Genomic DNA, 24,693 nt, shown 5'->3' with positions numbered 1-24,693 from the left:
GAAACAGATCTTACCCTAAGGTAATTTTCCGCTGGGTAAATTCAATCGGCCCCCACCGGGAGGACTCCCATGTCCGAGATCCCGCTCGTGCCCCGCTCCGCCCGCACCCGTTCCTGGTGGGGCTGGGGCCATACCGACGGCCACCCCGACGACGCCGAATGCGTCGCGATGGGGGCCCTGCTTCCGGGCACCCTGGCCCGCCCGCTGCCGGTACCCCGCATCGCCGACCTGCCCATCGCCCGACCCGCCGTGACGCCCCCGTCCTCCCTGGCGCACCTGGTCACCGACGAGCCGCGGGCGCGCGCCGCCCACGCCATGGGCAAGGCGTACCGCGACGTCATCCGGGCCCTCCGCGCCCGTCCCGGCCGGATCCCCGACCTCGTCGCCCACCCCACCGGCGACCGGGAGGTGGCCGACCTGCTGGACTGGGCCGGCGAGCACGGCGTGGCCGTCATCCCCTTCGGCGGCGGCTCCTCGGTGGTGGGCGGCGTGGAGTACCGCGGCGATGCTCACCGCGCCGTGCTGTCGCTCGACCTGACCTCGATGGACCGCGTCCTGGAGATCGACACGGCTGGCCGCTCGGCCCGCATCCAGGCAGGAGCCCTCGGCCCGGTGCTGGAAGAGCAGCTGCGCCCCCACGGCCTGACCCTGCGCCACTTCCCGCAGAGCTTCGAGTTCTCCACCCTCGGCGGTTGGCTGGCCACCCGGGCCGGCGGCCACTACGCCACCGTCCACACCCACATCGACGACTTCGTGCAGTCCCTGCGCGTGGTCACACCCGCCGGATCCGGTACGTCCTGGCGCCTGCCCGCCTCCGGCGCCGGCCCGTCGCCCGACCGGTTCTTCCTCGGATCCGAGGGCGCGCTCGGCGTCATCACCGAGGCATGGATGCGCGTGCAGGAACGCCCCCGCCACAAAGCCTCCGCGTCCGTGGCCTTCACCGACTTCCACCGCGCGCTGGACGCCGTGCGCGCCATCGCCCAGTCCGACCTCGCCCCGGCCAACTGCCGCCTGCTCGACGCCGGCGAAGCCCTCCTCTCCGGCGCCTCCCACGACGGCTCCTCCGTCCTGGTCCTGGGCTTCGAATCCGCCACCGGACCCGTCGGCGACCGTCTCGCGAGCGCGGTGGACCTGGCCCGCGCCCACAGCGGCCGGGCCGAGACGCCCCCGGCGGACCGTGGCGCCCCGGCCGACCCGGCGGTGGACGCCTGGCGTTCGGCGTTCCTGCGCATGCCCTACCTGCGTGACGGCCTGGCCCGCATGGGCGCCGTCGTCGAGACCTTCGAGACCGCCGCCACCTGGGACGGGATCCCCGCCCTGATCGACGCCGTCCGTACCGAGGTCGGCGCCGCCGCCCTGAAGACCACAGGACACCCGGCCACCGTCAACTGCCGCCTGACCCACGTCTACCCCGACGGGGCCGCCCCCTACTTCACCGTGGCCGTCGCCGGCCGACCCGGCGACGAGGTCGAGGTCTGGGACGACATCAAGGCCGTCGCCGGTGAGGTCCTGCACCGCCACCGCGCCACGATCACGCACCACCACGCCGTCGGCCGCGACCACCGCGCCGGCTACGACCGCCAGCGCCCGGAGCCCTTCGCGCTGGCACTGCGCGCCGCCAAGGACGCCCTGGACCCCCACCGCGTCCTGAACCCCGGCGTCCTGCTCGACTGACGCGCCGGAGGGGCCGGGCAGGAGTGCGGCGGTGGGGCAGCGCCGCCCCGTGTGCTTCGCCTTCGTGGTGCGGGGTCCCCGCGAGGGCGGCCGGCGCCCGGGGGCGCGGTTCGCCGCCATGCGTCCGTCCGGGTCATCGGAGTGGCCCGGGGGAGGGCGAACGGCGTGGTTACCGCATCTTCCGGCGCCACTTCCTATGGTCGGCGCAGGTACGGCGACGGGCCGGCCACTCAGACCCGATGGGGAGTCATGGTACGGACGACGGCCAGGCCCGGAACGGTGACGCTCGTGCCCTCGAAGGGGCGTGCCACGCGCCGGTGGGCCCGACGGCTCGCTGCCGCGGCGGGCCTCGTGGCGCTGTGCGCGCTGCCCACGACGACGGCGGGCGCGACCCCGTCGCCGGCCGGCCGGGCCTTCGCGCACGCACCCCTGTACGTGTCCGACTACGGCAACGACCGGGTCGTCGCCCTGCCCACGAGAGGCGGCGACCGGACACCCGTGCCCTTCGAGGGTCTCGTACGGCCGACGGGCTTGGTCGGGGACGCGTCGGGCCGTCTCTACGTGTCGGACACCGGCAACAACCGCGTGGTCGTGAGGGCGGCGCGCGGGGGCGGCCAGTCCGTCGTTCCCACCGACGGCCTGTCGCGCCCTCTGGGCCTTGCTCTCGACGGAGCCGGGAACCTGTACGTCGCCGACAGCTTCAACGACCGGGTCGTGAAGGTGGCCCTGGCGAGCGGTACCCAGACGACCGTCCCGACCTCGGGTCTGCTGCACCCGTGGGGGCTGGCGCTGGACGCCGCCGGGAACCTGTACGTCTCCGACTTCGTCAACGACCGCGTCGTCGAGGTGGCCGGTGACGGCAGCGGCCAGTCCACCGTCCCCACCGTCGGCCTCTCCCAGCCGACCGGCCTGGCGCTCGGCGCCGCGGGGGACCTCTACATCGCCGACAGCGGCCACAACCGCGTGGTGAGGATCGCGGCGGGCGGCGGTCAGAGCACCGTTCCCACCACCGGCCTCAGCAACCCGCTCGGCCTCGCGCTCGACGGCTGCGGCAGCCTGTACGTCGCCGACGGCTTCAACAACCGGGTGGTCCGCGTCCGGGAGACGGGCGGTGGTCAGACCACCCTCCCCGCCACCGGCCTGAACACGCCGACGGGTCTCGCCTTCCCGCCGACCGGCACCCGCCCCTGAACACCACGATCCGGCGCCTCCGGGCCGCACGCGGGAGCGGGCCCGGCGGAGCGGCACGGAGGAGGAGCGGGTCCGGCGCCCTCGACGCGGTGATCGTGACCGGCACGGTCACGGCGCCGGGCGGGGACGGAGTGCCCGAAGGCCCCGTCGATCCTCGGACGGTGAGGGGGGCGGTGGCCGGATCGTCCGTGCCGTGCGGGGTGAGCCGCCCACCGCCCTCCCCGCTCAGGGAGTGAGCACGAGGCGGATCGGGCCTCCGGTCTTCTTCTCCAGCCGGACGACGGCGTCCGCGGCCTCGGCCAGCGGGACGTGGCGCCGACGGAGGGGCCGATGCGGCGGCGCTCCGCGTGTCCGCCGCTGAGCGGTCGTCAACTCCGGCATCCCGTTCAGCGGGCGGGCGACCGGGTGGTGAGCAGGGGGAGGAGGCGGTCGGGGGTCAGGGGGAGGTCGCGGAGGCGGACGCCGCACGCGTGGTGGACGGCGTTGGCGATCGCCGCCGCCGTGCCGACGATGCCGATCTCCCCGATGCCCTTGCTGCCCATCGGGTTGAGGTGGGGGTCGTGCTCGTCCACCCAGTGCGCCTCGACGTCCGGCACGTCGGCGCAGACGGGGACGTGGTAGGAGGCCAGGTCCCGTTCGCGGAAGTCGCCGAAGGCGGGGTCCATGGTGCTGTGTTCGGTGAGCGCCATCCCGAGCCCCATCGTCATGCCGCCGATGAACTGGGAACGGGCGGTGCGCGCGTTGAGGACCCGGCCCACGGCGTAGACGCCGAGCAGCCGGCTCACCCGGACCTCGCCGGTGACGGTGTCGACGCGGACCTCCGCGAAGTGGGCGCCGAAGGCGTGACGGGCGTACGGGGACGTCCGTCCCGCCTCCTCCCTCGTGTCCGCCTCGACCGTGACGCCCTCGGGCGGCAACGGACGGCCGGGGTCGGCGGCCAGGGTCGCGCGCAGCGCCGCACAGGCCTTGTGCACGGCCCAGCCCCAGGACGCGGTCCCGGAGGAACCGCCGGCGACGGGAGCGTCGGGCAGTCGGCTGCTGCCGAGTTCGACGCGTACGGAGTCGAGCGGGGCGCCGAGGGCGTCGGCGGCGATCTGGGCGAGGACGGTCCGCGCCCCGGTGCCGATGTCGGTGGCGTCGACGCGGACGACGAAGCGGCCGTCCGGGGCGGCGTGGGCGGAGGCGCGGGACGGACTCAGGAGTACGGGGTAGGTGGCGGCGGCGACGCCCGTACCGGACAGCACGTCCCCGTCCCGCCGGATGCCGGGGCGCGGATCCCGGTCCGCCCAGCCGAACCGGCGCGCGCCGTCCCGCAGACAGGCGGCGAGACCCCGGCTGCTGAACGGTTTGCCGCTGTCGGGCTCGGTGTCGGGTTCGTTGCGCAGCCGGAGCTCCACCGGGTCGACGCCGACCGCCTCGGCGAGTTCGTCCATGGCCGCTTCGAGGGCGTACATCCCGGACGCCTCGCCGGGGGCGCGCATCCACGACGGGGTGGGCACGTCCAAGGCGACCACCCGGTGGGTGGTGCGGCTGTGCGGGGAGGTGTACATGGTGCGGGCCGGGACGGCGGCCTGTTCGACGAACTCCTTCACCGTGGACGTCTGGGTGACCACGTCGTGGGCGAGGGCCGCGATCGTCCCGTCGTCGGCGGCGCCGATGCGGACGCGCTGGACGGTGGGCGCGCGGTGCCCCACGGTGGTCGGCAGGTCGCGGCGGGGCAGGGCGAGCCGGACGGGCCGGCCGGTGTGCCGGGCGGCCATCGCCGCGAGGACGGCCGGCGGCCGGGGGGTGCCCTTGGAGCCGAAGCCGCCGCCCACGTAGGCGGAGACGACGGTGATCCGCTGCCGGGGCTGCCGGAACAGGCGCGCGAGGACGTCCCGTACGGTCGTCGCGCCCTGGCTGGAGTCGTACACGGTCAGGCCGTCGTCGTCCCACCAGGCCGTGGCGGCGTGCGGTTCCATCGGGTGGTTGTGCAGGGCGCCCATGGCGTACGTGGCGTCGAGGCGGACCGGGGACGCGGCGAAGGCGGTGTCGAAGTCGCCCCGCTCGCGCACGGCCGGGTAACCGCCGTTGGCCTTCTCGGGCGTGTAGAGGCGCGGGTGGTCGACGCTCAGCCGGACGTCGTGCTCGCTCGGCGCGTAGTCGATCCGCAGCGCGTCGGCGGCGGCGCGGGCGTTCTCGGGCGTGTCGGCGACCACGACGGCGACGAACCACCCCCGGTGGGGGACCCGGTCCTCCTGGAGCAGCGCGAGCGTCGGGTCGTCGGCGTCGGCGAGGCGCGGGGCGTTCTCGTGGGTGAGGACGGCGTGCACGCCGGGGCGCCGCAGGATCTCGTCGGCGTGGACGGCGGTGACCCGCCCGCGGGCGACGGCGGCGGGCACCGGGCAGGCGTGGAGGCAGCCGGGCGGCGTCCGGTCGACGGCGTAGCGGGCCTCGCCCGTCACCTTCTGGCGGGCGTCACGCCGGACGGCCGTCGGGGGCTGCGCGGTCGCGGGTTCGTGGCGGGTCATGGCGCGGTGCCTCCTCCGGTCGGCGTACGGCGGGGTGCGGGCGGTCGGTCGCCCGGCGGGCGGGCGCACGGGTGCCGGGCGGGCGGGTCGACGCCGGGCGCGCCGGGCGGGACGTCGGGGCGGCGTGGCGGGCGGGCGACGCGCCGCAGGGCTCCGGCGGGGACGGCGTCGGGGCGCGGACGCGGCGCGGTCGTCACGGGGCGGCCGCGGCGGCGCGGGACGCGAGGTCCCCCAGGAGGCTCACGGCGAGGTTGTGGGCCAGCGGCACCTTGAAGCCGTTGTCGCGGAGGGGCTCGGCGGCGGCGAGTTCGGCGTCGGCGGCCCGCCGGAAGGTCTCGGTGGTGGCCGGTGCGCCCCGCAACACCTCCTCCGCCGCCCGTGCCCGCCAGGGCTTGTGGGCGAGACCGCCGAAGGCGAGGGCGGCGTGCCCCACCCGGCCGTCCTCGACGGTCAGGACGAGGGCGACGGAGGCGAGCGCGAAGGCGTACGAGGCGCGGTCGCGGGCCTTGCGGTAGGCGCTGAACGCGCCGGGCGGCGGCGCGGGGAGCGTCACGCCCGTGACGAGTTCGCCGGGTGCGACGACGGTGTCCAGGTCCGGGCGGTCGCCGGGCAGCCGGTGGAACGCGGTGACGGGCACCGTCCGCTCGCCGTCCGTCCCGCGCAGCCGGACCTCCGCGTCGAGGGCGGCGAGGGCGACGGCCATGTCCGAGGGGTGCGTGGCGACGCAGTGCGCGGAGTGGCCGAGGACCGCGAGGTCCCGGTGGACGCCCTCCCGGGCGGGGCAGCCGGAACCGGGCACGCGCTTGTTGCACGGCGTGGACGTGTCCTGGAAGTAGGGGCAGCGGGTGCGCTGGAGGAGGTTGCCTCCGGTGGTGGCCGCGTTGCGGAGCTGGGGAGAGGCGCCGGCCAGCAGGGCCTGGGACAGCACGGGGTAGCGGGTGCGCACGACGGGGTGGGCGGCGACGTCGCCGTTGCGCGCGGTCGCCCCGATCAGCAGGCCGCCGTCGGGGGTCTCCGCGACCCCGTCGAGGGGCAGGGCGCCGAGGTCGACGAGCAGCGGCGGACCGGTGACGCCCAGCTTCATCAGGTCCACGAGGTTGGTGCCGCCCGCCAGGAAACGGGCGTCGGGGTGGGCCGCGAGGTGCGCGACGGCCTCCTCGGTGCGTTCGGGGCGCACGTACGCGAAGGGCTTCACCGTGCGGCCTCCTCGATCGCGGCCACGATGTTCGGATAGGCGCCGCAGCGGCAGATGTTCCCGCTCATGCGCTCCCGGATCTCGTCCGGGGTGAGGGCGACGGGGGCGCCCGGCACGCGTTCCGGCGGTGTCACGTGCGACGGTTCGCCGCGCGCCGCCTCGTCCAGCAGGGCCACGGCCGAGCAGATCTGACCCGGTGTGCAGTACCCGCACTGCAGGGCGTCCCGGGCGACGAACGCCTCCTGGACCGGATGGAGGCGCTCGCCGTCCGTGAGGCCCTCGACGGTGGTGACGGAACGGCCCGCGCACGCGACGGCGAACAGCAGACAGCCGTTCACGCGCCGGCCGTCGAGCAGGACGGTGCAGGCACCGCACTGCCCGTGGTCGCAGCCCTTCTTGGTGCCGGTGAGGTCGAGGTGGTCGCGCAGTGCGTCCAGCAGGGTCGTGCGGTGGTCCAGGGTGAGCGAGCGGTCCGTTCCGTTGACGCGCAGCGTCACCGTGGACGCGTGCTCGGGCAGGGTCTGGTCCACGGGCCTTCCTCCTCACCTCGGGGCCTTCGCCGACGCGGGCCCGGACGTCCGCCGGCCGGCGGCACGTGGGCGGGCCCGACCGACCGGGGCGCCCTCGGCACGCCCGCCGGCCCGTCCGCACGCGGGTGCGGACGCGTGTCCGTCGGCGCGTCCATCCGTACGCGCCTGTGCCGACGCTATGCGACGACCGCCTTCCCCGCCTCCCGCGCGCCAAGCGTCCGACTCCCCAGGGCGTCTTCCCGGCCCTCGGACCGTCGGCCGGGGAAGGTGGGGACTCCGACGCGGCGCGGGCGGCGATCGCACCGTCGCTGCCGTCGCTGCCGTCGGTGGGTCGGGCTCGTGACGGGCGCGGCGCCCGCCGTGACCGCCCCGTTCGCCGCGTACGCCCGTTCCGTCGACGTCACGGCGGGGGAGCGGGGGACGCGGAAGGGCCCCTGCGTGTCGAACACCGCGCACGGCACGCAGGGCCCTCCTGGCCGGCAGTCCCGTCGCGGCGAGAGCCACTCCTCCGCCACGGGGCCGGTGAGAGTCAGTCAAGCAGCCGAAGAACCGCCGGGGCGATTGGATCTGGACACAGAAAAAACCGGTCGGGAGCATCCCGCGCACAGTGGATCATCCAAGGGCCGGACGAGGCGATATCACGCACATGTGCGAGGAAGGAACCGCTTGTGTCTGGCTGATGCGATACGCGACGCCATGGGCGGGAGGAGAGGCGCCGGGTTCCGCGGTCAGGCTCTCCACCGCCTGATCGAGCATCCCCGCCACTCTCGGTCCGGCGGCTCGACGAGCACCCCGTGCCGCACGGGCAGGTCTTCTGTGGCGTCGCGTCCGGGTGGGGCACACTGGCGGCGTGCGCATCGTGATGATGACGGCGGGGTCGCGGGGTGACGTCGCGCCGTACACGGGTCTGGGTGCCGGTCTCGTACGGGCCGGGCACGAGGTGACGTTGGCCGCGCACGGGGTGTTCGAGCCGCTGGTGGCGGGGTCGGGGGTGCGGTTCCGTCCACTGCCGGTGGACCCCCGTGCCGAGCTGCACTCCGCGCGCGGCCGACGGTTGCACGACGCGAGGACCGGTGCGGGAAAGCTCGTGCGGCTGGTGTCCATGGCCCGGAGCGCGGTCGACGAGATGACGGCGGCCCTGGTGGAGGTGGCGCGGGAGGGCGAGGTCCTGCTGGTCGGCGGGTCGCTGGGACCGCTCGGGCACGCCCTCGCCGAGGGCCTGGAGGTGCCCGCCCTGGGGCTGCACCTCCAGCCGCTGCACCCGACCGGGGAGTTTCCCCCTCCGGTCCTGGGGACGCGGTCCCTGGGCGCGGTGGGCAACCGGCTGAGCGGACGGGCCGTCATGAAGTCGGTGGAGCTGATGTTCTCCGACGCCGTACGGTCACTGCGGCGGTACGGGCTCGCGACGGCGGGCCGGTCCCGCGGACAGTGGCCCCGGCAGGTCCTGCACGGCTACAGCGAACTCGTCGCCCCCCGGCCCCGGGACTGGCCCGCGGGGCTCGAGGTGTCCGGGTACTGGTGGCCGCACGAGACCGGGCGGTTGTCCCGGGAACTGGAGGACTTCCTCGCCGCGGGGCCCCCGCCGGTCTTCGTCGGGCTGGGCAGCGCCACCGTCCCCGATCCCGAGCGGGTCAGCCGCGAGATCGTCACCGCGCTGCGCGCGGCGAAGGTGCGCGGGATCGTCCAGCGGGGCTGGGCGGAGCTGGACGCCCGGGACGACGACATCCTGACCGTCGGCGAGGTGCCGCACTCCCTGCTGTTCCCCCGGACGGCCGCCGTCGTCCACCACGCGGGAGCGGGCACGACCGGCGCCGTCCTGCGGGCCGGGGTGCCCACCGTTCCGGTGCCGGTCCAGTTCGACGCGGCGTTCTGGGCGTCCCGGCTGACCGCGCTGGGCACCGCCCCCGGGGTGGTGCCGCTGCGTCGGCTCACCTCCGGGACCCTGACCGGGGCCCTGCGCCGGGTGACGGAGGACGACTCCCACCGTGCGCGCGCCCGCGCGCTGGCCGACCGCCTGGCCGTGGAGGACGGCGTCGCGCCGGTGCTCGCCGCGCTCGCCCGGCTGGCGCGCTGACCGTTCGCCGACCGCGCCCGGCACGACTGCGACGATCCCGCGGCCGGACCGTCCCGTCCCGGTGTCACGCCGGGCGGGCCGTGCTCTCACCGACGACGAGTTCGGGCAGCAGCACGCGCGGCCGGAGGTCGACGTCGGCGGCGGAGGCGACCGCGCCGAGGGCCAGCTCGACCGCCTGGCGGGCCATGCTCCGCTTCGGCAGGACCACGCTGGTGAGTGCCGAGCCCGACAGGAGGCCTTCGGGAGCGTCGTCGTACGACACCACGGAGAGGTCCTGCGGGACCGAGCGTCCCGTGGCGCGGGCCGCTTCCGCGGCCGCCGCCGCGAGGATGTCGTGCGTGGCGAAGAGCGCCGTCGTGCCCGGGGCGGCCCGCAGCGCCCGCAGCGCCGTCGCGACGCCCTCCTCGAAGGTGGGTTCGGCCGCCCTGTGGACAGCGCTGTCCGGCAGGGCGACGCCGTCCTCGCGGAAGGCCCGCCGCAGGCCCTCCACGCGCACGGTGTGCGCGGGACTGGCGAGCACCGCCACGTTCTCGTGGCCGAGCTGCCGCAGATGGCGGCCGGCCAGCAGTCCGCCGTGCTCGTAGTCGATGGTCACGACGGGGAAGCCCGCCGGGACGGCGGCCTCCCACGCGCAGAGCACGACGGGGAAGCGGGCGTCCGCGAGGAGCGGCAGATGGCCGGTCAGCCCCTGGTCGCCGGCGATCAGGAGCGCGTCCACGGAGCGACTGGTCAGGCCGGCCAGATGGCGCCGGGCCCGCTCGCCGTCGAGGCGCGTGGTGCACAGCAGCAGGTGGTACCCGCGCTCCTCGAGGGCGTCCTCGACCTCTTCCACCAGGCCCGCGTAGAAGGGGGAGGAGACCGTCGGCACGAGGAGGCCGATGGTGCGCGTGCTGCCCGTCGCGAGCGAGCGCGCCACGAGGTTGGGCACGTAACCGAGTTCGGCGATCGCGGCGCGCACCCGGGCCTCGGTGGAGGGGCGTACCGCCACCCGTCCGGTGATGACGTTGGAGACGGTCTGCTTGGTGACGCCGGCGAGCTCCGCCACGTCCCGCATCGTCACCATGGCGCCCTCGTCCCGCTGCTCGTCGACCGGGTCGGCAACGTATCCCCGCCCCTGCCCGCGGTCAAGGCGCGCCACTGCCCGCCGACGGGCCCGGGCACCGCCGGACCGACGCGCCGCGATCCGGCGGCGGAGGCCGAACTTCCCTTCGCACGACCCTTGTTTTACCGGTCAAAGAAGGCCTACTGTCCGTGCCACGACGGCGCCGCGGACGGATGCCGCCGAAGGAAGGCGGCCCACTCGTCCCGGGCCGAACCGCACGATCCCGTACGGGTCCGAGGCGTCCTCCCCGGGGCCGCCGTCCGCTCGGCACCACGACACGGCGACGACCCATCGGGGGCAGGCCCACCGCCCCCGCGTTCCCACCCCCGAGCCGCTCTCCCGGCACGGCCCGTTCGGCGCGGTCCCCAGACCCCCGCCTTCGCGGCTTCCGCCCCGCCGGGAGGGCCGGGCGCCCGGGCCGCACCCCACAGCGGCCCGGGCACCGCCGGCGCCTCCCCACGGCGTCGCACCGACCAGGAGCCGCGGCACCACGCGCGGTTCCACCGACCAGGGAGTACCCGTGACAACTCCTCTCAGCAGGCTGGCGGCCGTGACCGCCGCGGTGATGCTGGCCGCCACCGGCGGCACACTGGCCACTCCGTCGGCCACGGCCGCGTCCCCGTCTGCCACGGCAGCGCCTCCGCCGGCCACGGCCGCGTCCCCGACGGCCACCTACACCGTCACCGTCGGCGCCAAGGGGTCCTGGACGCACCCGGACGACACCCCGGCGAGCCCGTACATCGACAAGGACGGCACCTTCCACTTCCAGCAGGCGCACGCCCTGTACGGCGCGGATCAAGGCCGGGCGTGGGACTTCTTCACCGGGACCGACCTCGACACCGCCACCCGGTCCTCCGCGATCAGCGACGCCGTGAACCCGGCGAACGCCGACGACCGCAACAACGACACCACATGGCGGTGCAACAACAGCCCGACGGGCCGGGAGGCCACCGCCCCGCCCGCCGGATCCGGCTACTCGCAGAAGAACTTCTGCGACCTGACGGGCATGTGGGTCGACCCCGACACGGGTGACTGGTACGGCCTCGTGCACAACGAGTTCACCCCCGAACCCTTCGGGGACGGCCTCCACTACGACGCCATCGACTACGCGGTCTCCAAGGACCGGGGCAGGACCTGGACGATCAAGGACCACGTCATCACCTCGCCGTACAGCACGAAGCGAGGGGACGTCGCGGCCTTCCCGCAGCAGACCTACCACTACGGAACCGGCGACCCCCGGCTGTTCGCGGACACCGCGTCGGGCTACTTCTACGTGTTCTACGGCTCCCGCATCGTGGACAAGGGCGGCAGCTGGAAGGCCTTCCACGGCCACGTGGCCCGCTCCCCGATGTCGGCGAAGCTGGCGCGCGGCTCCTGGCAGAAGTGGTACGACGGCCGCTGGTCCGAGCCCGGTGTCGGCGGCCACGAGAGCACCATGGTGCCGGTCGGCGCGAACAGCACCACGGGCTACGTGCCCGCCTCGAAGGAGTACGACCCGGCGACCCCGGGCTCGGTGAGCCAGCAGGTCGCCGACGGACGGACGCCGCCCACGTCCCCGCTGTTCGTCATGGACATCACCTACAACGCCCACCTCGGGCTGTACATCGGCGAACCGCAGGCCGTCGACCAGAGCGGCAAGGCCCCCCAGGAGCTCTACGCCACCGACGACCTCACCACCCAGAAGTGGTTCCGGCTCGGCGACACCGGAAGCTACCGGAACGCCTCCTGGTACCGCTGGTTCCTCGACAGCGGCAACAGGACGAGCTCCGGCATCGTCGGCAAGGACTTCCGCTCGTACTGCTCGTTCGGCTGCTCCGGCGGCGCGAGCAGCGAGTACGTCAACCTGAGCATCGGCACGAACGAGCCGGCGGCCCCGGTCGACACCGGCAGGACGTACCGGATCGCCGCCTCCGGCGGGCGCGTCCTCGCCCAGGTGGCGGGCGGCGCGGCCACCACCTCCCTGGCCTCCTCCACCGGCTCGGCCCTCGAATCGTGGAAGTTCACCGCGAAGGGCGACGGCTCCTACCGCATCGCCAACGCCTCCACCGGACAGCTGCTCGGCGTCGCCGCCACCGGCTCGACCAGCCGCGCCTGGGGCACGAAGCCCACGGTCACCGCGGCGGGTTCCGGCGGCTCCACCACCGGTCAGGAGTGGTTCGTCGTCCGCGGCGCGTCCGCCACGGACAACGCGCCCACCGGCGCCGTCAAGCTCGTCAACCGCTACAGCGGGCTCGTGCTCGGCCTGTCGGGCGATTCCGCCCGCACCGCCGAGACCACCCCCGTCCGCGCCTGGACGGACACCACCGGCAATCCGGTCGGCGGCGGCCGCACCGCCGGTGAGCAGACCCTGACGCTGGTCCCCGTGGGCGCGGCCCCCGGCCCGCTCACCGGAGTCCACACCCTCACCACCGGCGGCAAGGCCCTCGACGACCCGAACAGCAGCACGGCCGACGGCACCCAGCTCATCACCTGGACCCCGAACGGCGGCACCAACCAGCGCTGGACCTTCACCCAGCAGGCCGACGGCACCTACGAGATCAAGAACAGCACGTCGGGCAAGTGCGCCGACATCGAGGGCGGCTCCAGGAGCGCCGGCGCCAAGGTCATCCAGTGGACCTGCCACGGCGGTGCCAACCAGCGCTGGAACGTCGTGCGACAGGGCACCGGCGCCTACACCGTCGGTTCGGTCGCCAGTGGCCTGCTGCTGACGACGGCGTCGACGGCGGACGGAGCGCCGGTGACGCAACAGCCCGACACCGGCGGCACGCTCCAGCGATGGGCCGTCGATTGACCGCCGCCCTCCGGTGACCACCGGGGGCCCGGCCCACCGACCGGGCCCCCGCCCGGCTGCTCCGACGGGGCCTTGCCGGGCGCCCGAGCGCCGACCGGGGGCGGGTCGGCTGCCCCTGGGCTCACATCCGGCGCCACAGGAGTTCATCGGGGTCGTGCAGCCGCGCTCGGCCGGGAGCCACCGTCCGCGCGCGCGGGTCCTGGCCCGAGGTCACCCCGATCCAGGGGGCCCGCTCCGCCACGGCGTCCGGAGTCGAGACGTCGAGCGGCTTCCAGTGCGAAGTGCCGAGCGGTGTACGGGCCGAGGCGACGCGGTAGTACAGGCGCCGACCGGTTCGCAGCTTTTCCCAGGCCGACTCCGGCAGCCGATACGGGCCGGCCTCGCGCGCGTCGACGACAGGGCAGAGGCAGTAGGTGCGTGATGTCCGGTCGGAGGCCTCGTCCGGGTCGAACAGCCGCGCTTCGGCAGCGACCTCCACGCGAAAGGAGCGGGCGTAATCCGGCAGCTCGACCCGGAACAGCGGAGCCGGGCCGCTGCCGGAGACCGTGTCGGGTCCGCTGATGCGGGGGGACGCGAGACGCCTCCCGACCTCGCGGGTCCGCCCGTCCGACTCGATCTCCATACCGGGTGCGGTGGCGTGGTCCGTGTCCGACGTCGTGACCAGGACGTCCCGCCACTGTTCGGCCGAGGAACTGAACCAGGCGCGGTAGAACAACTCGTCGGCGTGAAGCAGTCGCTGCCAGGCCGTCTCGGACAGTCGGTACGAACTGCCCGCGAGGAAACCCGTGTCCTGCCAGGAGGCGTAGAAGTTGTCCGGAGAGCGCTCGTTTCCGTGACGCGCCCTGTCGAACAACCGGGACGCCGTGGCTGCTTCCACCGCGTAGTACAGGGTCGGTCCGGGGCCCGCGTCGATGCCGAAGGTCGGTGGCGGCCCCGAGCTGCTGACGCTCGTCGGGCCCGTGATCGACAGGCTCCGGTCCACCGGGCTCACCGGGGGGGAACCACCGGCCGACCGGGCGGCGAGCACGGCGGCGTGTGCGTCGACCTGGCCGTAGCCGAACTCCGGACTGTGACCGTCCGCGTCGTAGCCGTCCCCGATCTTGCGGGCCGTCTTCCTCAGGATGTCCCGGACCTGCTCCGCGGTCAGCTCGGGGTTGGCGGAGAGGATCAGGCCGACGATGCCCGCCACGAGCGGTGCGGCGGAGGAGGTGCCCCCGAACGAGTCGGTGTAGGCGACGTCGAGGCCTTCGCGCCCGTCGTTGTAGCCCTCGACGCCGGTGCGGTCCGTCGTGGTGATCGACTTCTCGCCCATGGACGCGGCGCCGCTCGACGGCGCACAGACCCAGATCGCCTTTCCCTTGTCGCTGTACCAGGCCCTGCGCTCGCGGTCCGTGCTGGCGGCCACGGCGATGACGTCCGGGCTGGAGGCGTAACCGTCGTCGTCCACGGACTCGTTGCCGTTGCCGGCGGCCCAGCAGATCGGAATGCCCTTGCCGCCGCGGCCCTTGCGGGCACAGTAGTCGAGTGCGGCCGCCGTGCTCCCCGGCAGGGGTTCGACGTCGCCCGTCCCGTCCTCCGGCCCCCAGCTGCAGCTGATGACGTCGGCCCCGTTGTCGGCGGCCCATTGGAACATGCGGGCCTCTTGCGAGGCTCCCAGGGAAGAGGGGAAGCGGACGGGCATGAGGGTGCACTCCGGCGCGGCACCGGAGGCGCGGAGTCCCTTCGCCACCGCGACGCCGGCGCAGGCGGTGCCGTGGTTGTTGAAATCCGACTTCGGCGAGGCGTCGGCCGTCTGGGTCGAGAAGTCGAACTGCGGTCCCACCTTGTCCGCGAACTCGGGGTGCCCGACGTCCACCCCGTCGTCGAGGACGGCGACGCGGATGCGAGGGTCGCCGAAGGTCACCCCCCAGGCATCGACGACCCGGGCTGCGGTGAGGTGCCACTGGCGGGAGACGTAGCCGGCGTCGCGGACGGCACGGGCCGAAGGCCCCGTTCTCGTGGCGGCCGTGGGGGATGGAGCGCGTGTGGCCGCGCGGCGCCGGTGACGGGGCGCGATGAGGTCGGGGTGAGCGAAGACGGTCAGGCCGGTCGCCCGGTAGGCGTTGGCCGTGCGCAGGGCTCCCAATCCGTCCGCTCCGGCCGGCGCGGCCAGGAGGAACCCGTTCTCCGCGTAGCCCAGCTCCTCTGCGATCGACACCCCGTGCTCGGCGTTCAACCGGTCGATCTGCTGTCGCGTCACGTCCGGAAGGAACTGGACGACGAAGCGCTCCGTGACGTAGATGTCGTCCTGGCTGTCCGTCGAGCGGTGGAGCACGGGTGCCGCCACGTCGACGGCGCGCTCCCGGTTGAGCAACTGCACCGCCTCGTGGGCCTCGGTGGCACTCAGGGTGTAGACACTGAGCCGGTGTTCGGGCAGACGTTCCACGACGGCTGCCCGCCGCCGCAGGAGGTCGCGGGCGTCCGGGTCGAGGGGTTCGCGTTCGACCCCGAACCGCACGGTGAACCTTCCCGGGTCACGAACGACCGTGACCCGGGTGTCACCGGCGTTGGGGAAGTAGGCGAGGTCCTCCCCTGCCGTGGAGCCCTCTTCCGGTGCGGGGTGGTTCATCTCGATCTCCTTCCCTGAAGGACGTTGCGTGCGCCGGTACGGGTCCCCCGTAGCGAAGGACCTCGTTGTCACTCTGGGACGACCCGGTCGACGAGCGCGACGACCTCTGCCGTGGCCCTGTCCACCTGTTGGAAGTACTCCGCCCAGGACGCCCCGGCCGGTGGAGCGAACCGCAGGGTCACTCCTCTCCACACGGAGCCGTCGACCCGGGAACCGAGGTACTCCCGGACGACCTCGGTGTGCACGGCAGGCGTGCGTGCGCCCCGGAGGCGGCCGACGACGGAGCTCATCCCACGGGCGAGCCGGTGGGACTCATCGACGTCCCGGGCCACGGCACAGACCTCGCGGTGGTCGTTGGGCTCTTCCTGTCCCGTGCGGTCGTGGCCCTCACAGCTCGAATACGTGACGCAACCGAAGCACCGCACGACAGCGGGCACCAGCTGCCGAACCCCGTCTTCCAGGACGTCCAGCCAGCTGCCCCGCCTGCCGTCGACGATGACTTCCTCACCGGGCGCCACCGCCCGGGCGACCGACCGACCGGGCGGACCCCCACGGCTTCGGCCGCTTAGGCCGCCGGTGAGCACGGTCCTGCCGGGCGCCCCGGACACCCGACCCTCCCACCGTGCGAGAAAGCCTTCGACATCACCCATGCGATTGCTGGTGCGATCGAGCCGAGGCAGGTCCTCCCAGCTCACCACCTCCCACCCCCGAGTCCCGCTCATGGAGCCGCCCTTCGCGCCACGGACGTCCGAGCTGCGGGCGGGTCAGCGCGCACCGGCGAGTTCGCGGCGCAGGCGCATCGTCTCTCCCGGGTCCACCTCCAGCCGGCGACGCAGATGCGCGAAGATCTTGAGCAGGTCCGCGCACCACACGCTCCGGTTGTCGAACCCCCGCTCCTTCGAGTACCGGTGCGGGTGGTATCCGCCGGCGCAGGTGTCCACCTCGACGCATCCGACGCAGTCGCTCGGCAGGGGCGCACCGTCGAAGACCATCCGACTGTGCAGCGGACTGGTGTGGATCAGGTCGGCGAAGTCGTCGTCGAGCACGTTGAGGCCGGTACGAGTGAGTCCGTCCTCGCAGGCCTTGAGCACGTCGAGGCCCTCCACCTCCCCGCTCGGGTTGACGACGACGAAGCCCAGGGGGATGTTGCCCAACGCGTCCACGTGACTCGTGCCACCGAGGATCAGCCTCGAGACCTCCCAGAAGTTCCTGATCCGCACCTCGAGAGTGGAGTTGTGCCACCAGTCCTCGAAGATGGGGATCAGGTAGTCGGCACACGGAGTGGGGCCGAACCGCGTCCGCGCGTCGCCGATCGTGTCGTGCGTCATGTCGGGCATGAGGTAGCTGACGCTGCGACAGCCGATGTCCAGGAAGTGGCGGTGGATCTTCAGGGGGTCGGCGCCGAGCTGCACGACCGCCAGGATGCCGTACCTCACCCCGTTCGTCTGGAGCATGTCGAGCCCGCGCCGCACCGCCCTGTACGAGCCGCTGCCGTTGCGCCGGACGCGGAATTTGTCGTGCACCTCGGGAGGGCCGTCCAGACTGATGCCCACGTCCACGCCGTGCCGGAGGAACACGTCGATCCAGTCACGGTTGATGAGCGTCCCATTGGTCTGCAGGGAGATGTACACCTGCAGACCAGGGAGCGACGATCTGGCCTCCTCGCACCACCGGTCGAAGCGGGCCGCCCCGACGAGGCACGGTTCACCCCCGTGGAACGACAGGGAAATGGTCCTCTGGCCGCTCATGTCGGCGTGCCTGCGGATGCGCTCGATCGTCGAGGAGAAGACCTCGTCCGACATCATGCGCGGTCCGGCCGCGAGGTTCTGATCCGCCAGATTGAACTCGTAGCAGTATGTGCAATCGAGATTGCACCGTCCGGCCACCTTCAGGATGACCAGACCCAGCCTCGGTGTCGTGATAACAGTGTTCACGTGCGCTCTCCTACAAGTGGCCTGCGCGATCACCAGCTCCGGCGGCGGGCGACGCGGCACCTCCCGCGCCGCCCGCTCGACCGCTCTACTCGGGCGGCGGACCCGCGGGTTTCGACGAGGGGTCGGTGTCCTCCTCGTACGCGACGGCCTCGCTGTGGGTCTGACCGTGGGCCGGCTTGTCGCTGTTCCCCTTGCCGCGCTTCGTCCTGGTCGGCTCGTCGGGAGGGCCCGTCCGGTCGTGTTCGGGCCGCCGAGTGGCCGCGGCGCGCAGTTCCTCCTCGATGATCGGCCGCAGTGCCGCCGCGACCTTCATCTCAAGGGATCCGCCGTCATGGCCACCGGTGCTCGTGTGGTCCTGGATGAAGGAGCCGCCTCTCGCGCCCTGCGCATCGCGCGTACGCGACTCCGAGGGTCGGGACTGGCTGTGGGTCTGCTCGAAATCCGTCTCGCCCGCCGCACCCCGTGTGGCGGGGCCGCGCAGCTTGTGCCCCCCGCCGCTCTCGCTGTGCGTCTGGGAACCGTTCTCACTGTAGGTCTGGCTGTGCGGCTCCCCGCCGGTGTCCCGGACGGCGGCTTGGCGTGCCTCGGCGGCGATGTGGGTGCTTTCGCTGTGGGTCTGGCCGTGTTCGAGCTCTCCGCCCACGTCGCGGGTCGAAAGAAGCTTTGCGCTTCCGCCTCCTCCGCCCGTGCTTTCGCTGTGGGTCTGCCCGTGCTCGAGCTCTCCGCCCACGTCGCGGACTGCGGACGAGCGCAGCTTCCCGCCGCCTCCGCCTCCGCCGGTGCTCTCGCTGTGGGTCTGGCCGTGCGGCTCCCCGCCGGTGTCCCGGACGGCGGCTTGGCGTGCTTCGGCGGCGATGTGGGTGCTCTCGCTGTGGGTCTGGCCGTGTGGTTCTCCGCCGGTGTCCCGAACGGTGGCTTGGCGTGCTTCGGCGGCGATGTGGGTGCTTTCGCTGTGGGTCTGCCCGTGTTCGAGCTCTCCGCCCACGTCGCGGGTCGAACGGAACTGTGCGCTTCCACCGCCACCGTGGGTGCTCTCGCTGTGGGTCTGGCCGTGTGGTTCTCCGCCGGTGTCCCGAACGGTGGCTTGGCGTGCCTCGGCGGCGATGTGGGTGCTTTCGCTGTGGGTCTGCCCGTGCGGCTCCCCGCCCACGTCGCGGGTCGAACGCAGCTTTCCGCTTCCACCGCCACCGTGGGTGCTCTCGCTGTGGGTCTGCCCGTGCTCGAGCTCTCCGGCCATGCCCTGAACCGCAGGAGCACGCTCCTCCTCGCCGGGGATCACGTTCTTGGGAGTGGAGGTGTGCGAACTCATGCCGCTGGCGTCACTGCCGTGGGACTGGTCGTGCCCTGCCAGATCTGCCGCCAGTTGATTCTCGACAGCGGAGCGCAGACTTCGCGCCACATCGCCGGCGAGAGCGTCCACAACTTCGTCGTGTGAAGACTGTTCATCGTGTTTGCCAGTCACCGGCATTCTCCACTTCACTCTGGACACCGGGGCCTAGGAAAGCAACGTATCCACAGCCTTGAGCGAGGTCTCCTCCGGACACGCCCGGGCTACTCCATCAGGGCCTTCTTCCCAGCCGATTGCTGTCGCCGCCTAAAGGCTGTCCCGTAACTCGGCGCAGAGGTCAGCAGTGCGCCGCTCCCGGAGCACCATGTCCGGTTCTGACCCGACTCGCGGCGTCAACAGGACCTCGGTCAAGCAGGTCGAAACGGACACCAGCAGGCGGTCTTCAGAGTTACGGGACAGCCCTTAGGTGGAGGGCGCCCCTGGCGGCCGTTTCCAGGGGCCCTGAGTGCACTGTGCCCTGTCGATGAGATCCGTGATGGCGTTCTTGACACGGGGCTCGACACCCTGTGCCGAGAGGACGAGGCGTGTGAGCCCGTCACCCTCGAACCCTTTTGCCGCTCGCCGGAACATGGAGCGGGCGACAGCCTCGTCACCCTTGAAGGAGGACCAGAAATTCAGGAGTCCGAACCAGACGAAACTGGCATGCACGAAGGAGTGCACGCGGATCTCGCGTCCTGACCAGGGTGACGTCATGCGACGGGATCGGACCGCGTGCCGGTCCGTGTACCAGGGTTCGTGCGACTCCACCAGGTAGAGGAGGTTGTGAATGGCTTCGTGGAGGACGGCGTCGACGAGGGCCGCTCGATCATGCGGTTTCAGGTTAACCAGCCGGATGTATCCCGGGCACGTCGTGAGCGAGGACGAGGTGACGCTGTTCGACGCGTCCTTCCTGAGACAGACGACTCGCACGCATCGGAGGACGAGATTTCCGGCGGCGGGATTGCTGGAGGAGAGCGAATCGATCGCCTGCTCCATCGCGGACACCAGCTGACCGGCTTCATCCGCCGTGTAGTCCTCCGAGATCCCTTCCAGAGCGCGCAGAGCCTGGGCGGAACAGGCGCGCGACGTGTCGACCACGATCCCCTTCAGCGAGGGGCTCCGGCGGTGTCGAACGACCCCCCGCGCGTCGATCTCCCATGTGTGGTCGCCCAGTGCGGTCTGGATCCTGCGTCGCTCCCGGGGCTTGCTCCCGAGAGACGCCTCCGGGAGCTCCGCTTCCGCCAGAAGGAGTTCACCGGCTGCCGCGTTCATGAGGTGGGAGATCGGTAATTGGTTCGGGGCGCGTAGAACATAGCTGGTGGCGGGTGCGAGGAGGATGCGCGCCCATGAGTTTTCGTCGAGCCGTGCGAGGCGTCCGAGATCTTCGCGTTCCAGCACAGGAAGGAGTAGCTGGAATCGTTCCCGCAGGCTGTCGAGGTGCGCCCTGAGCGCTACTTTCACGAATTCACTGGAATCTGTTCCCCATCCCAGTACGGAGATCAGTCCTTCGGTCAGTGAAAATTCGTCCGGTTTCTCCTCCACCGTTCCTCCGCAGGTTCGGCCGGACGCCCGCCCTGGCTGTTCATGGGCGTTTCGGTCCGGATCCGCCGTGGTCGTGCGACTCCGTCTCCATGGCTTGTCGGAGGTTTCGGGGTTCCTCCCTCGTGCCCCGGTGTCGTCCGCGTCTCCCTGATTCGGGTCGGCGCCACACTCGTACGTTGGCAGTTGACGACGCCGTTCGCCTCCCCTGGGGTACGGCCGGGCTCCAACGGAGTGACCAGTGGACGGGCCCGGACCGGGCCCGGAGGGGAAAGGGACCGTCCGAAGGGTGAGTCGGCGGGCCGGGGGTGGGTAGGGGGCGTGCATACGGAGGCCCCGGGGCGGGTCCCGCCCCGGGGCCTCGTCCGTGGCCCAGCCCTCCGACCGGACCGGAGGTCCCGGTGAACCGTCCCGACGTGATCGCCTACCGCCTCGCGCGGGCCATCGCCCGCCGCCGGGGTTCCCGGCCCGCGCTGCACCCGCGGGGAGTGGTGCTCACCGGGCGCCTCACGGTCCCGGACCACCGGCCTTCCTGGGGCGTGCCCTGGCTCGACCGCCCGGGCTCCCACCGGGTCACCGCGCGTTGGTCCCGTGCCGCGGGGCTGCCGTACCCGCTGCCCGACGGGTTGGGACTCGCGCTGCGGGTGGAGGACGCCGAGGGCCCGGGGCGCCCCCTGGAGCTGTTGCTGACCACCAGCGGCCGCAGCGGGCCGTTCCGGCACGTGCCCCTGCCCCGGCTGTCCGCCACCGCCGGTCCGTACGGCACCCTGCTGGGCTACGCCGTCGGTGACCGGCGCGGCGTGGTGGCGGCTTTCCCGGTGCCCGGCACGCCGGGGGTGCCCGCGCACCCCACGGCGGTGGCGGCCGCCGCCGCCGTCAGGCCCCTGCACTTCGTCCTGGCCTTCGCCGCCGGTCGCCGCTGGCAGCCGATGGCACGGCTCACCCTGGTCGGTGAGGAGCAGGCCGTGGACGGCGGGGCCTTCGACCCGTACCGCGCACCGCTCACGGCCTTCCGACCCCCCGAACGCCTGCGCGGGCTCCGGATCGCCGCCTACGCGGGATCACGGGCGGGCCGGGCCGGCAGCCGGTCCCGCGCGATCGGGACCCGGCACCGCGCCCCGGGCCCGGAGGCCGGAGGCGAGCACGGCGCTCGGTGAGCCCCCGCGCTCCGAACGTGAGGAGGCGACGCCCGGACGCGGCAGGCGGCCGCGGCCCGCTTCCGGACCCGGGCCGTGGTGTCCACGATCTCCGCGCCTGCCTCCCGTGGGGTCTCCGGGTGAGGGAAGGCGGAGCGGGCCGGTTCAGCGCGGTGTGTCCGAGAGGGCGGGCGCGGGGCGGCCCGCCGTGAACACGTGGCGGACGCGGCGGAGGGCGCCCAGGTCGGTCAGCGGGTCGCCGTCGACGACGATCAGGTCGGCCCGCATGCCCGGGGCCAGGGTGCCCGTGTCCCGGAGGCCGAGGGCCCGGGCGGCATCGACGGTCGCCATGTCGAGGACCTCGCTGTTCTCGAAGCCCGTGGAGGCGAAGAACTCGAGCATGCCCACGTAGTCGCCGAACCGGGCTCCTGGCACACCGGCGTCGGTGCCGGCGATGAAGCGAACGCCCTGCTTCCGCATCTCCTGGATGGACTCGATCATCGCCTGGGCGCGTTCGGGGCCCATCTGTTCGAGGAACAGGCGCCAGTCGCCGGAGACGCACCGGCAGACGGCCACGTCGTTGTCGACGATGCGGCTCGTGATCGCGGGATCGTAGGTGATGCCCCCGGCGGTGCGCCAGGAGCAGTGCTCGATGGTGCGGACGCCGGCGTCCACGCAGTGGCCGATGGTCTCGGTGCCGTGTGCGTGGGCGGCGACGGCCAGCCCGTGGTGTGCCGCTTCCCGGACGATCAGGCGCAGTTGGGCCGGGGAGAACTGCGGCTCCCACATGGGCGGGCCGCCGGGGGTGAGGGCGCCGCCGGAGGCCATGACCTTGATCAGGTCGGCTCCGGCCGCCGCGTTGCGGGCGATGAGGGCCCGGATGTCGTCGTCCGTGGTCACTTCGCCGCCCAGGAAGCCGCAGTGGCCGCCGTGCGAGGTCAGAGGGGTGGTGGCGGCGAGGACGCGAGGGCCGGCGACGGATCCGGAGGCGATGGAGGCGCGCAGCGCCAGGGTGCGGCCGTCCCGGTCGCCGAGGTCCCGCACGGTGGTGACGCCGGCGGCGAGCAGCCGGAGCGCGCGGTCCGCCATGGCGGTGGCCGCCCGGTCCGGGGCGGTGCCGGTGACCGCGCCGACGATGTCCGGGCCCGCGTCGAAGGCGAGGTGGACGTGACAGTCCACCATGCCGGGGACGACCGTGCTGCCGGGGCAGCGCAGCCGGGGCACACGGGGATCGAGCGTCGCGTCCAGCGCGGCGGCGGCGCCCACCGCGGCGACGGTGCCGGAGTCGACGAGGACGGCGCCGTCGGCGATCACCTCGTTCGCGGGCCCGGCGATCACGGTGTCCGCGGTGATCAGTAGCTTGTTCACGTTTTCCTTCCGCGCAGGGCGTGGGAGACGGCGATGAGTTCGCGGGCGTCGGAGTCGAGGTCGTCGCCTCCGACCGGGGTCGCGACGCGGACCGCGGACAGCTCGGCGGGTGGCACCTCGGCCGCGGACTCCATGGCCAGCGCCTCGGTGACGTACCCGGCGAGTCGCTCGGCGGGGACGTGGGCGAGGTCGGCGTCGGGCGCGATGTGCGCCAGGTAGGGGCTCAGGCGCAGCAGTCCGTCACGGCATTCGATGAGCCGCCGGTAGAAGCGCTGCTCGTACGTCCGGCGCTGGCGGCGCCACCCCCGGCGGGCCGGTGCCCGGTCCAGGACGATCTCGGGGTAGGCGGTGGTCAGGGCCGTCCACAGGGGGGTGAGCTCGTGGTACATGCGCCGGTGGCGTGACATCGAGCGCAGACGGGCGAGGACCTGGACGGAGGCCGAGTAGCAGATTCCGGTGAGGACGACCCCCATGCTCCAGTCGGACAGGGACCAGTTGACCGTGTTGAACGCCTCGTGCGACCCGGGCTCGCCGATGCGCAGCAGCACCAGGAGCATCCGGCCGGCCGACGACACGGTCAGCCCGATGAGGCCGAGGGCGGTGATCCGCAGGCCGATGCCCAGGTGCTGGGCCGCCCTGCGGGCGTAGCGGAGCGCCCACCGGCCGGCGGTCAGGAAGGCGTAGATGAAGTAGGCGTTGCCGACGACGTAGAAGGAGGCGACGGCCGGTTCCGCCATGTGCGGGGTGCCCAGGGAGTGGGCGCGGAGCGCCGCGGGCGTGGCGGCCATGGAGAGGGTGAGGGAGATCAGGGTCACGGCGAGGAGGCCGGTGTGGATCCGCAGGTGCCGGCGGTACGCCGCGTCCGTGCTGCGGGCGGCGCGGGTGAAGAACAGGATGAGGGCGCACAGCCCGGACATGTAGACCGCGTTGAAGGCGATCTTGCCGAACCCGACGACGGAGGCGGCGTCGAGGGCGCCGCTGACCTCCGGAAAGCTGAGGACCTCGCCTCCGAGCAGCAGCAGGAGGCAGGCGACGAGGAAGCGCAGTACGCGGTTGTGGGGGGCACGTGCCAGGTCGATGCCCTTCCACAGCACACCGATGCCCAACATGACGATCAGCGGTATCTGGAACATCACAGCCACCCCCAGCGCGGGTTGAGCGCGGAGCTGAGGGCGCCGAGGGTGGGGTCCTCCGGGGCGCGGGGAACGACCTGGTCCAGGACGGTCGACCACTCCAGGATGATGGTGGCGACCAGCTCGGCCTCGAGTTCGTGTTCCTCTTCGTACGCGGTGCGCCGCAGCGCCCTGTTGATGGCTCCGTACGAGAGGTCGGGGAGGAGGGTCTTCCAGACCGCGGGATCGGATTCGTCGCTCACGTGGTTGGCGAGAATGTGGCCGACCTCGTGCAGGATGATGTGGTCCTGGTGAGCGAGGCTGGTTTCCTGCTGGTAGAAGATGTAATCCGCCGTGTCCGTGGCGACCCACAGACCGAAGGGGCCCGGCACCGGCAGGGCGTAGTCGACGAGGTGTACGGGGCGGCCGCGGTAGTCGCCGAGGAGCCTGCACAATTCGCGCACCTGGAGCGGAGGACTTACTCCGAGGTCCCGGAGGATGCGTTTGCAGCGCTTTCGTAAGCGTCGCTCGTTCAAAACGGTCTCTCCGCTTGTAGGTCCGCCGGCCGAGCCGTGATGCGCTCTCACGACGGCGGCGGAAAG

17 protein-coding genes are annotated in these 24,693 nt (G+C 72.9%); 5 read left to right on the top strand and 12 right to left on the bottom strand.

The genetic code is table 11. From position 1 onward, the window contains the following. The first annotated feature begins 69 nt into the window (after window positions 1-69). Both ACZ66Z_RS04705 and ACZ66Z_RS04700 read left to right on the top strand, forming a co-directional pair. A complete protein-coding gene (locus ACZ66Z_RS04705; RefSeq protein WP_469932538.1) occupies window positions 70-1,674 on the top strand; it encodes an FAD-binding oxidoreductase in 1,605 nt (534 codons plus the stop codon). 249 nt (window positions 1,675-1,923) lie between these two features. Further along, on the top strand, window positions 1,924-2,865 hold the full coding sequence (locus tag ACZ66Z_RS04700) for an SMP-30/gluconolactonase/LRE family protein (protein ID WP_469932537.1): 942 nt from the start codon (window positions 1,924-1,926) through the stop codon (window positions 2,863-2,865). A gap of 386 nt (window positions 2,866-3,251) precedes the next feature. On the opposite strand, the gene ACZ66Z_RS04695 is transcribed toward ACZ66Z_RS04700, so the two are convergent. The 3 genes from ACZ66Z_RS04695 to ACZ66Z_RS04685 all read right to left on the bottom strand — a co-directional run bounded on the left by ACZ66Z_RS04695 (window position 3,252) and on the right by ACZ66Z_RS04685 (window position 7,100). Then, the gene (locus ACZ66Z_RS04695) at window positions 3,252-5,375 is read right to left on the bottom strand and encodes a xanthine dehydrogenase family protein molybdopterin-binding subunit (RefSeq protein ID WP_469932536.1); all 2,124 of its coding nucleotides are present in this window, start codon (window positions 5,373-5,375) and stop codon (window positions 3,252-3,254) included. A 193-nt stretch (window positions 5,376-5,568) separates the two neighbouring features. Next, a complete protein-coding gene (locus ACZ66Z_RS04690) occupies window positions 5,569-6,570 on the bottom strand; it encodes an FAD binding domain-containing protein (protein WP_469932535.1) in 1,002 nt (333 codons plus the stop codon). Beyond that, a complete protein-coding gene (locus ACZ66Z_RS04685) occupies window positions 6,567-7,100 on the bottom strand; it encodes a 2Fe-2S iron-sulfur cluster-binding protein (protein WP_469932534.1) in 534 nt (177 codons plus the stop codon). The genes ACZ66Z_RS04690 and ACZ66Z_RS04685 overlap by 4 nt, the downstream gene beginning before the upstream one ends. Before the next feature lie 850 nt (window positions 7,101-7,950). Here ACZ66Z_RS04685 and ACZ66Z_RS04680 point away from each other — a divergent pair. Further along, window positions 7,951-9,174: a glycosyltransferase gene (locus tag ACZ66Z_RS04680; RefSeq protein WP_469932533.1), complete on the top strand. Its 1,224-nt coding sequence runs from the start codon at window positions 7,951-7,953 to the stop codon at window positions 9,172-9,174. Between the two features lie 64 nt (window positions 9,175-9,238). Here the strand turns inward: ACZ66Z_RS04680 and ACZ66Z_RS04675 are convergent, their stop codons facing one another. Further along, window positions 9,239-10,312 (bottom strand): LacI family DNA-binding transcriptional regulator, encoded by a 1,074-nt coding sequence (locus tag ACZ66Z_RS04675; protein WP_469932532.1) that lies wholly within the window; start codon window positions 10,310-10,312, stop codon window positions 9,239-9,241. A gap of 529 nt (window positions 10,313-10,841) precedes the next feature. Here ACZ66Z_RS04675 and ACZ66Z_RS04670 point away from each other — a divergent pair. Next, a complete protein-coding gene (locus ACZ66Z_RS04670; RefSeq protein ID WP_469932735.1) occupies window positions 10,842-13,067 on the top strand; it encodes an RICIN domain-containing protein in 2,226 nt (741 codons plus the stop codon). Window positions 13,068-13,188: 121 nt separating this feature from the next. On the opposite strand, the gene ACZ66Z_RS04665 is transcribed toward ACZ66Z_RS04670, so the two are convergent. From ACZ66Z_RS04665 to ACZ66Z_RS04645, 5 genes are all read right to left on the bottom strand, one after another. Then, complete coding sequence (locus tag ACZ66Z_RS04665; RefSeq protein ID WP_469932531.1) at window positions 13,189-15,675, bottom strand: S8 family serine peptidase; 2,487 nt, start codon at window positions 15,673-15,675, stop codon at window positions 13,189-13,191. 68 nt (window positions 15,676-15,743) lie between these two features. Then, entirely contained in the window at window positions 15,744-16,325 is a 582-nt protein-coding gene (locus tag ACZ66Z_RS04660) for a hypothetical protein (RefSeq protein ID WP_469932530.1), read from the bottom strand. Between the two features lie 114 nt (window positions 16,326-16,439). Further along, the gene (locus ACZ66Z_RS04655) at window positions 16,440-17,609 is read right to left on the bottom strand and encodes a radical SAM protein (protein WP_469932529.1); all 1,170 of its coding nucleotides are present in this window, start codon (window positions 17,607-17,609) and stop codon (window positions 16,440-16,442) included. A gap of 85 nt (window positions 17,610-17,694) precedes the next feature. Continuing rightward, window positions 17,695-19,071, bottom strand: coding sequence for a hypothetical protein (locus ACZ66Z_RS04650; RefSeq protein WP_469932528.1), 1,377 nt, complete (start codon window positions 19,069-19,071; stop codon window positions 17,695-17,697). A gap of 288 nt (window positions 19,072-19,359) precedes the next feature. Then, a complete protein-coding gene (locus ACZ66Z_RS04645; protein WP_469932527.1) occupies window positions 19,360-20,478 on the bottom strand; it encodes an aKG-HExxH-type peptide beta-hydroxylase in 1,119 nt (372 codons plus the stop codon). A gap of 398 nt (window positions 20,479-20,876) precedes the next feature. On the opposite strand from ACZ66Z_RS04645, the gene ACZ66Z_RS04640 reads away from it, so the two are divergent. Next, on the top strand, window positions 20,877-21,632 hold the full coding sequence (locus tag ACZ66Z_RS04640) for a phosphodiesterase (protein WP_469932526.1): 756 nt from the start codon (window positions 20,877-20,879) through the stop codon (window positions 21,630-21,632). A gap of 144 nt (window positions 21,633-21,776) precedes the next feature. Here ACZ66Z_RS04640 and ACZ66Z_RS04635 read toward each other — a convergent pair whose 3' ends face one another. The 3 genes from ACZ66Z_RS04635 to ACZ66Z_RS04625 are packed head-to-tail and all read right to left on the bottom strand — an operon-like array spanning window position 21,777 to window position 24,555. After that, window positions 21,777-22,979: an amidohydrolase family protein gene (locus ACZ66Z_RS04635; RefSeq protein WP_469932525.1), complete on the bottom strand. Its 1,203-nt coding sequence runs from the start codon at window positions 22,977-22,979 to the stop codon at window positions 21,777-21,779. Next, complete coding sequence (locus ACZ66Z_RS04630) at window positions 22,976-24,112, bottom strand: MAB_1171c family putative transporter (protein ID WP_469932524.1); 1,137 nt, start codon at window positions 24,110-24,112, stop codon at window positions 22,976-22,978. The genes ACZ66Z_RS04635 and ACZ66Z_RS04630 overlap by 4 nt, the downstream gene beginning before the upstream one ends. Continuing rightward, a complete protein-coding gene (locus ACZ66Z_RS04625) occupies window positions 24,112-24,555 on the bottom strand; it encodes a hypothetical protein (protein ID WP_469932523.1) in 444 nt (147 codons plus the stop codon). Before ACZ66Z_RS04625 ends, ACZ66Z_RS04630 begins: the two co-directional genes overlap by 1 nt. Between the last annotated feature and the right edge of the window lie 138 nt (window positions 24,556-24,693).

This window comes from Streptomyces sp. NPDC107498 (assembly GCF_055582805.1).
This window is presented reverse-complemented; position numbering and strand designations above follow the sequence as displayed.

Bases quoted from the DNA above. Each gene is read 5' to 3' on its own strand.
- ACZ66Z_RS04695 (WP_469932536.1), bottom strand. From the start codon at position 5,375: ATGACCCGCCACGAACCCGCGACCGCGCAGCCCCCGACGGCCGTCCGG.
- ACZ66Z_RS04670 (WP_469932735.1), top strand. From the start codon at position 10,842: ATGCTGGCCGCCACCGGCGGCACACTGGCCACTCCGTCGGCCACGGCC.
- ACZ66Z_RS04660 (WP_469932530.1), bottom strand. From the start codon at position 16,325: ATGGGTGATGTCGAAGGCTTTCTCGCACGGTGGGAGGGTCGGGTGTCC.
- ACZ66Z_RS04705 (WP_469932538.1), top strand. From the start codon at position 70: ATGTCCGAGATCCCGCTCGTGCCCCGCTCCGCCCGCACCCGTTCCTGG.
- ACZ66Z_RS04630 (WP_469932524.1), bottom strand. From the start codon at position 24,112: ATGTTCCAGATACCGCTGATCGTCATGTTGGGCATCGGTGTGCTGTGG.
- ACZ66Z_RS04700 (WP_469932537.1), top strand. From the start codon at position 1,924: ATGGTACGGACGACGGCCAGGCCCGGAACGGTGACGCTCGTGCCCTCG.
- ACZ66Z_RS04665 (WP_469932531.1), bottom strand. From the start codon at position 15,675: ATGAACCACCCCGCACCGGAAGAGGGCTCCACGGCAGGGGAGGACCTC.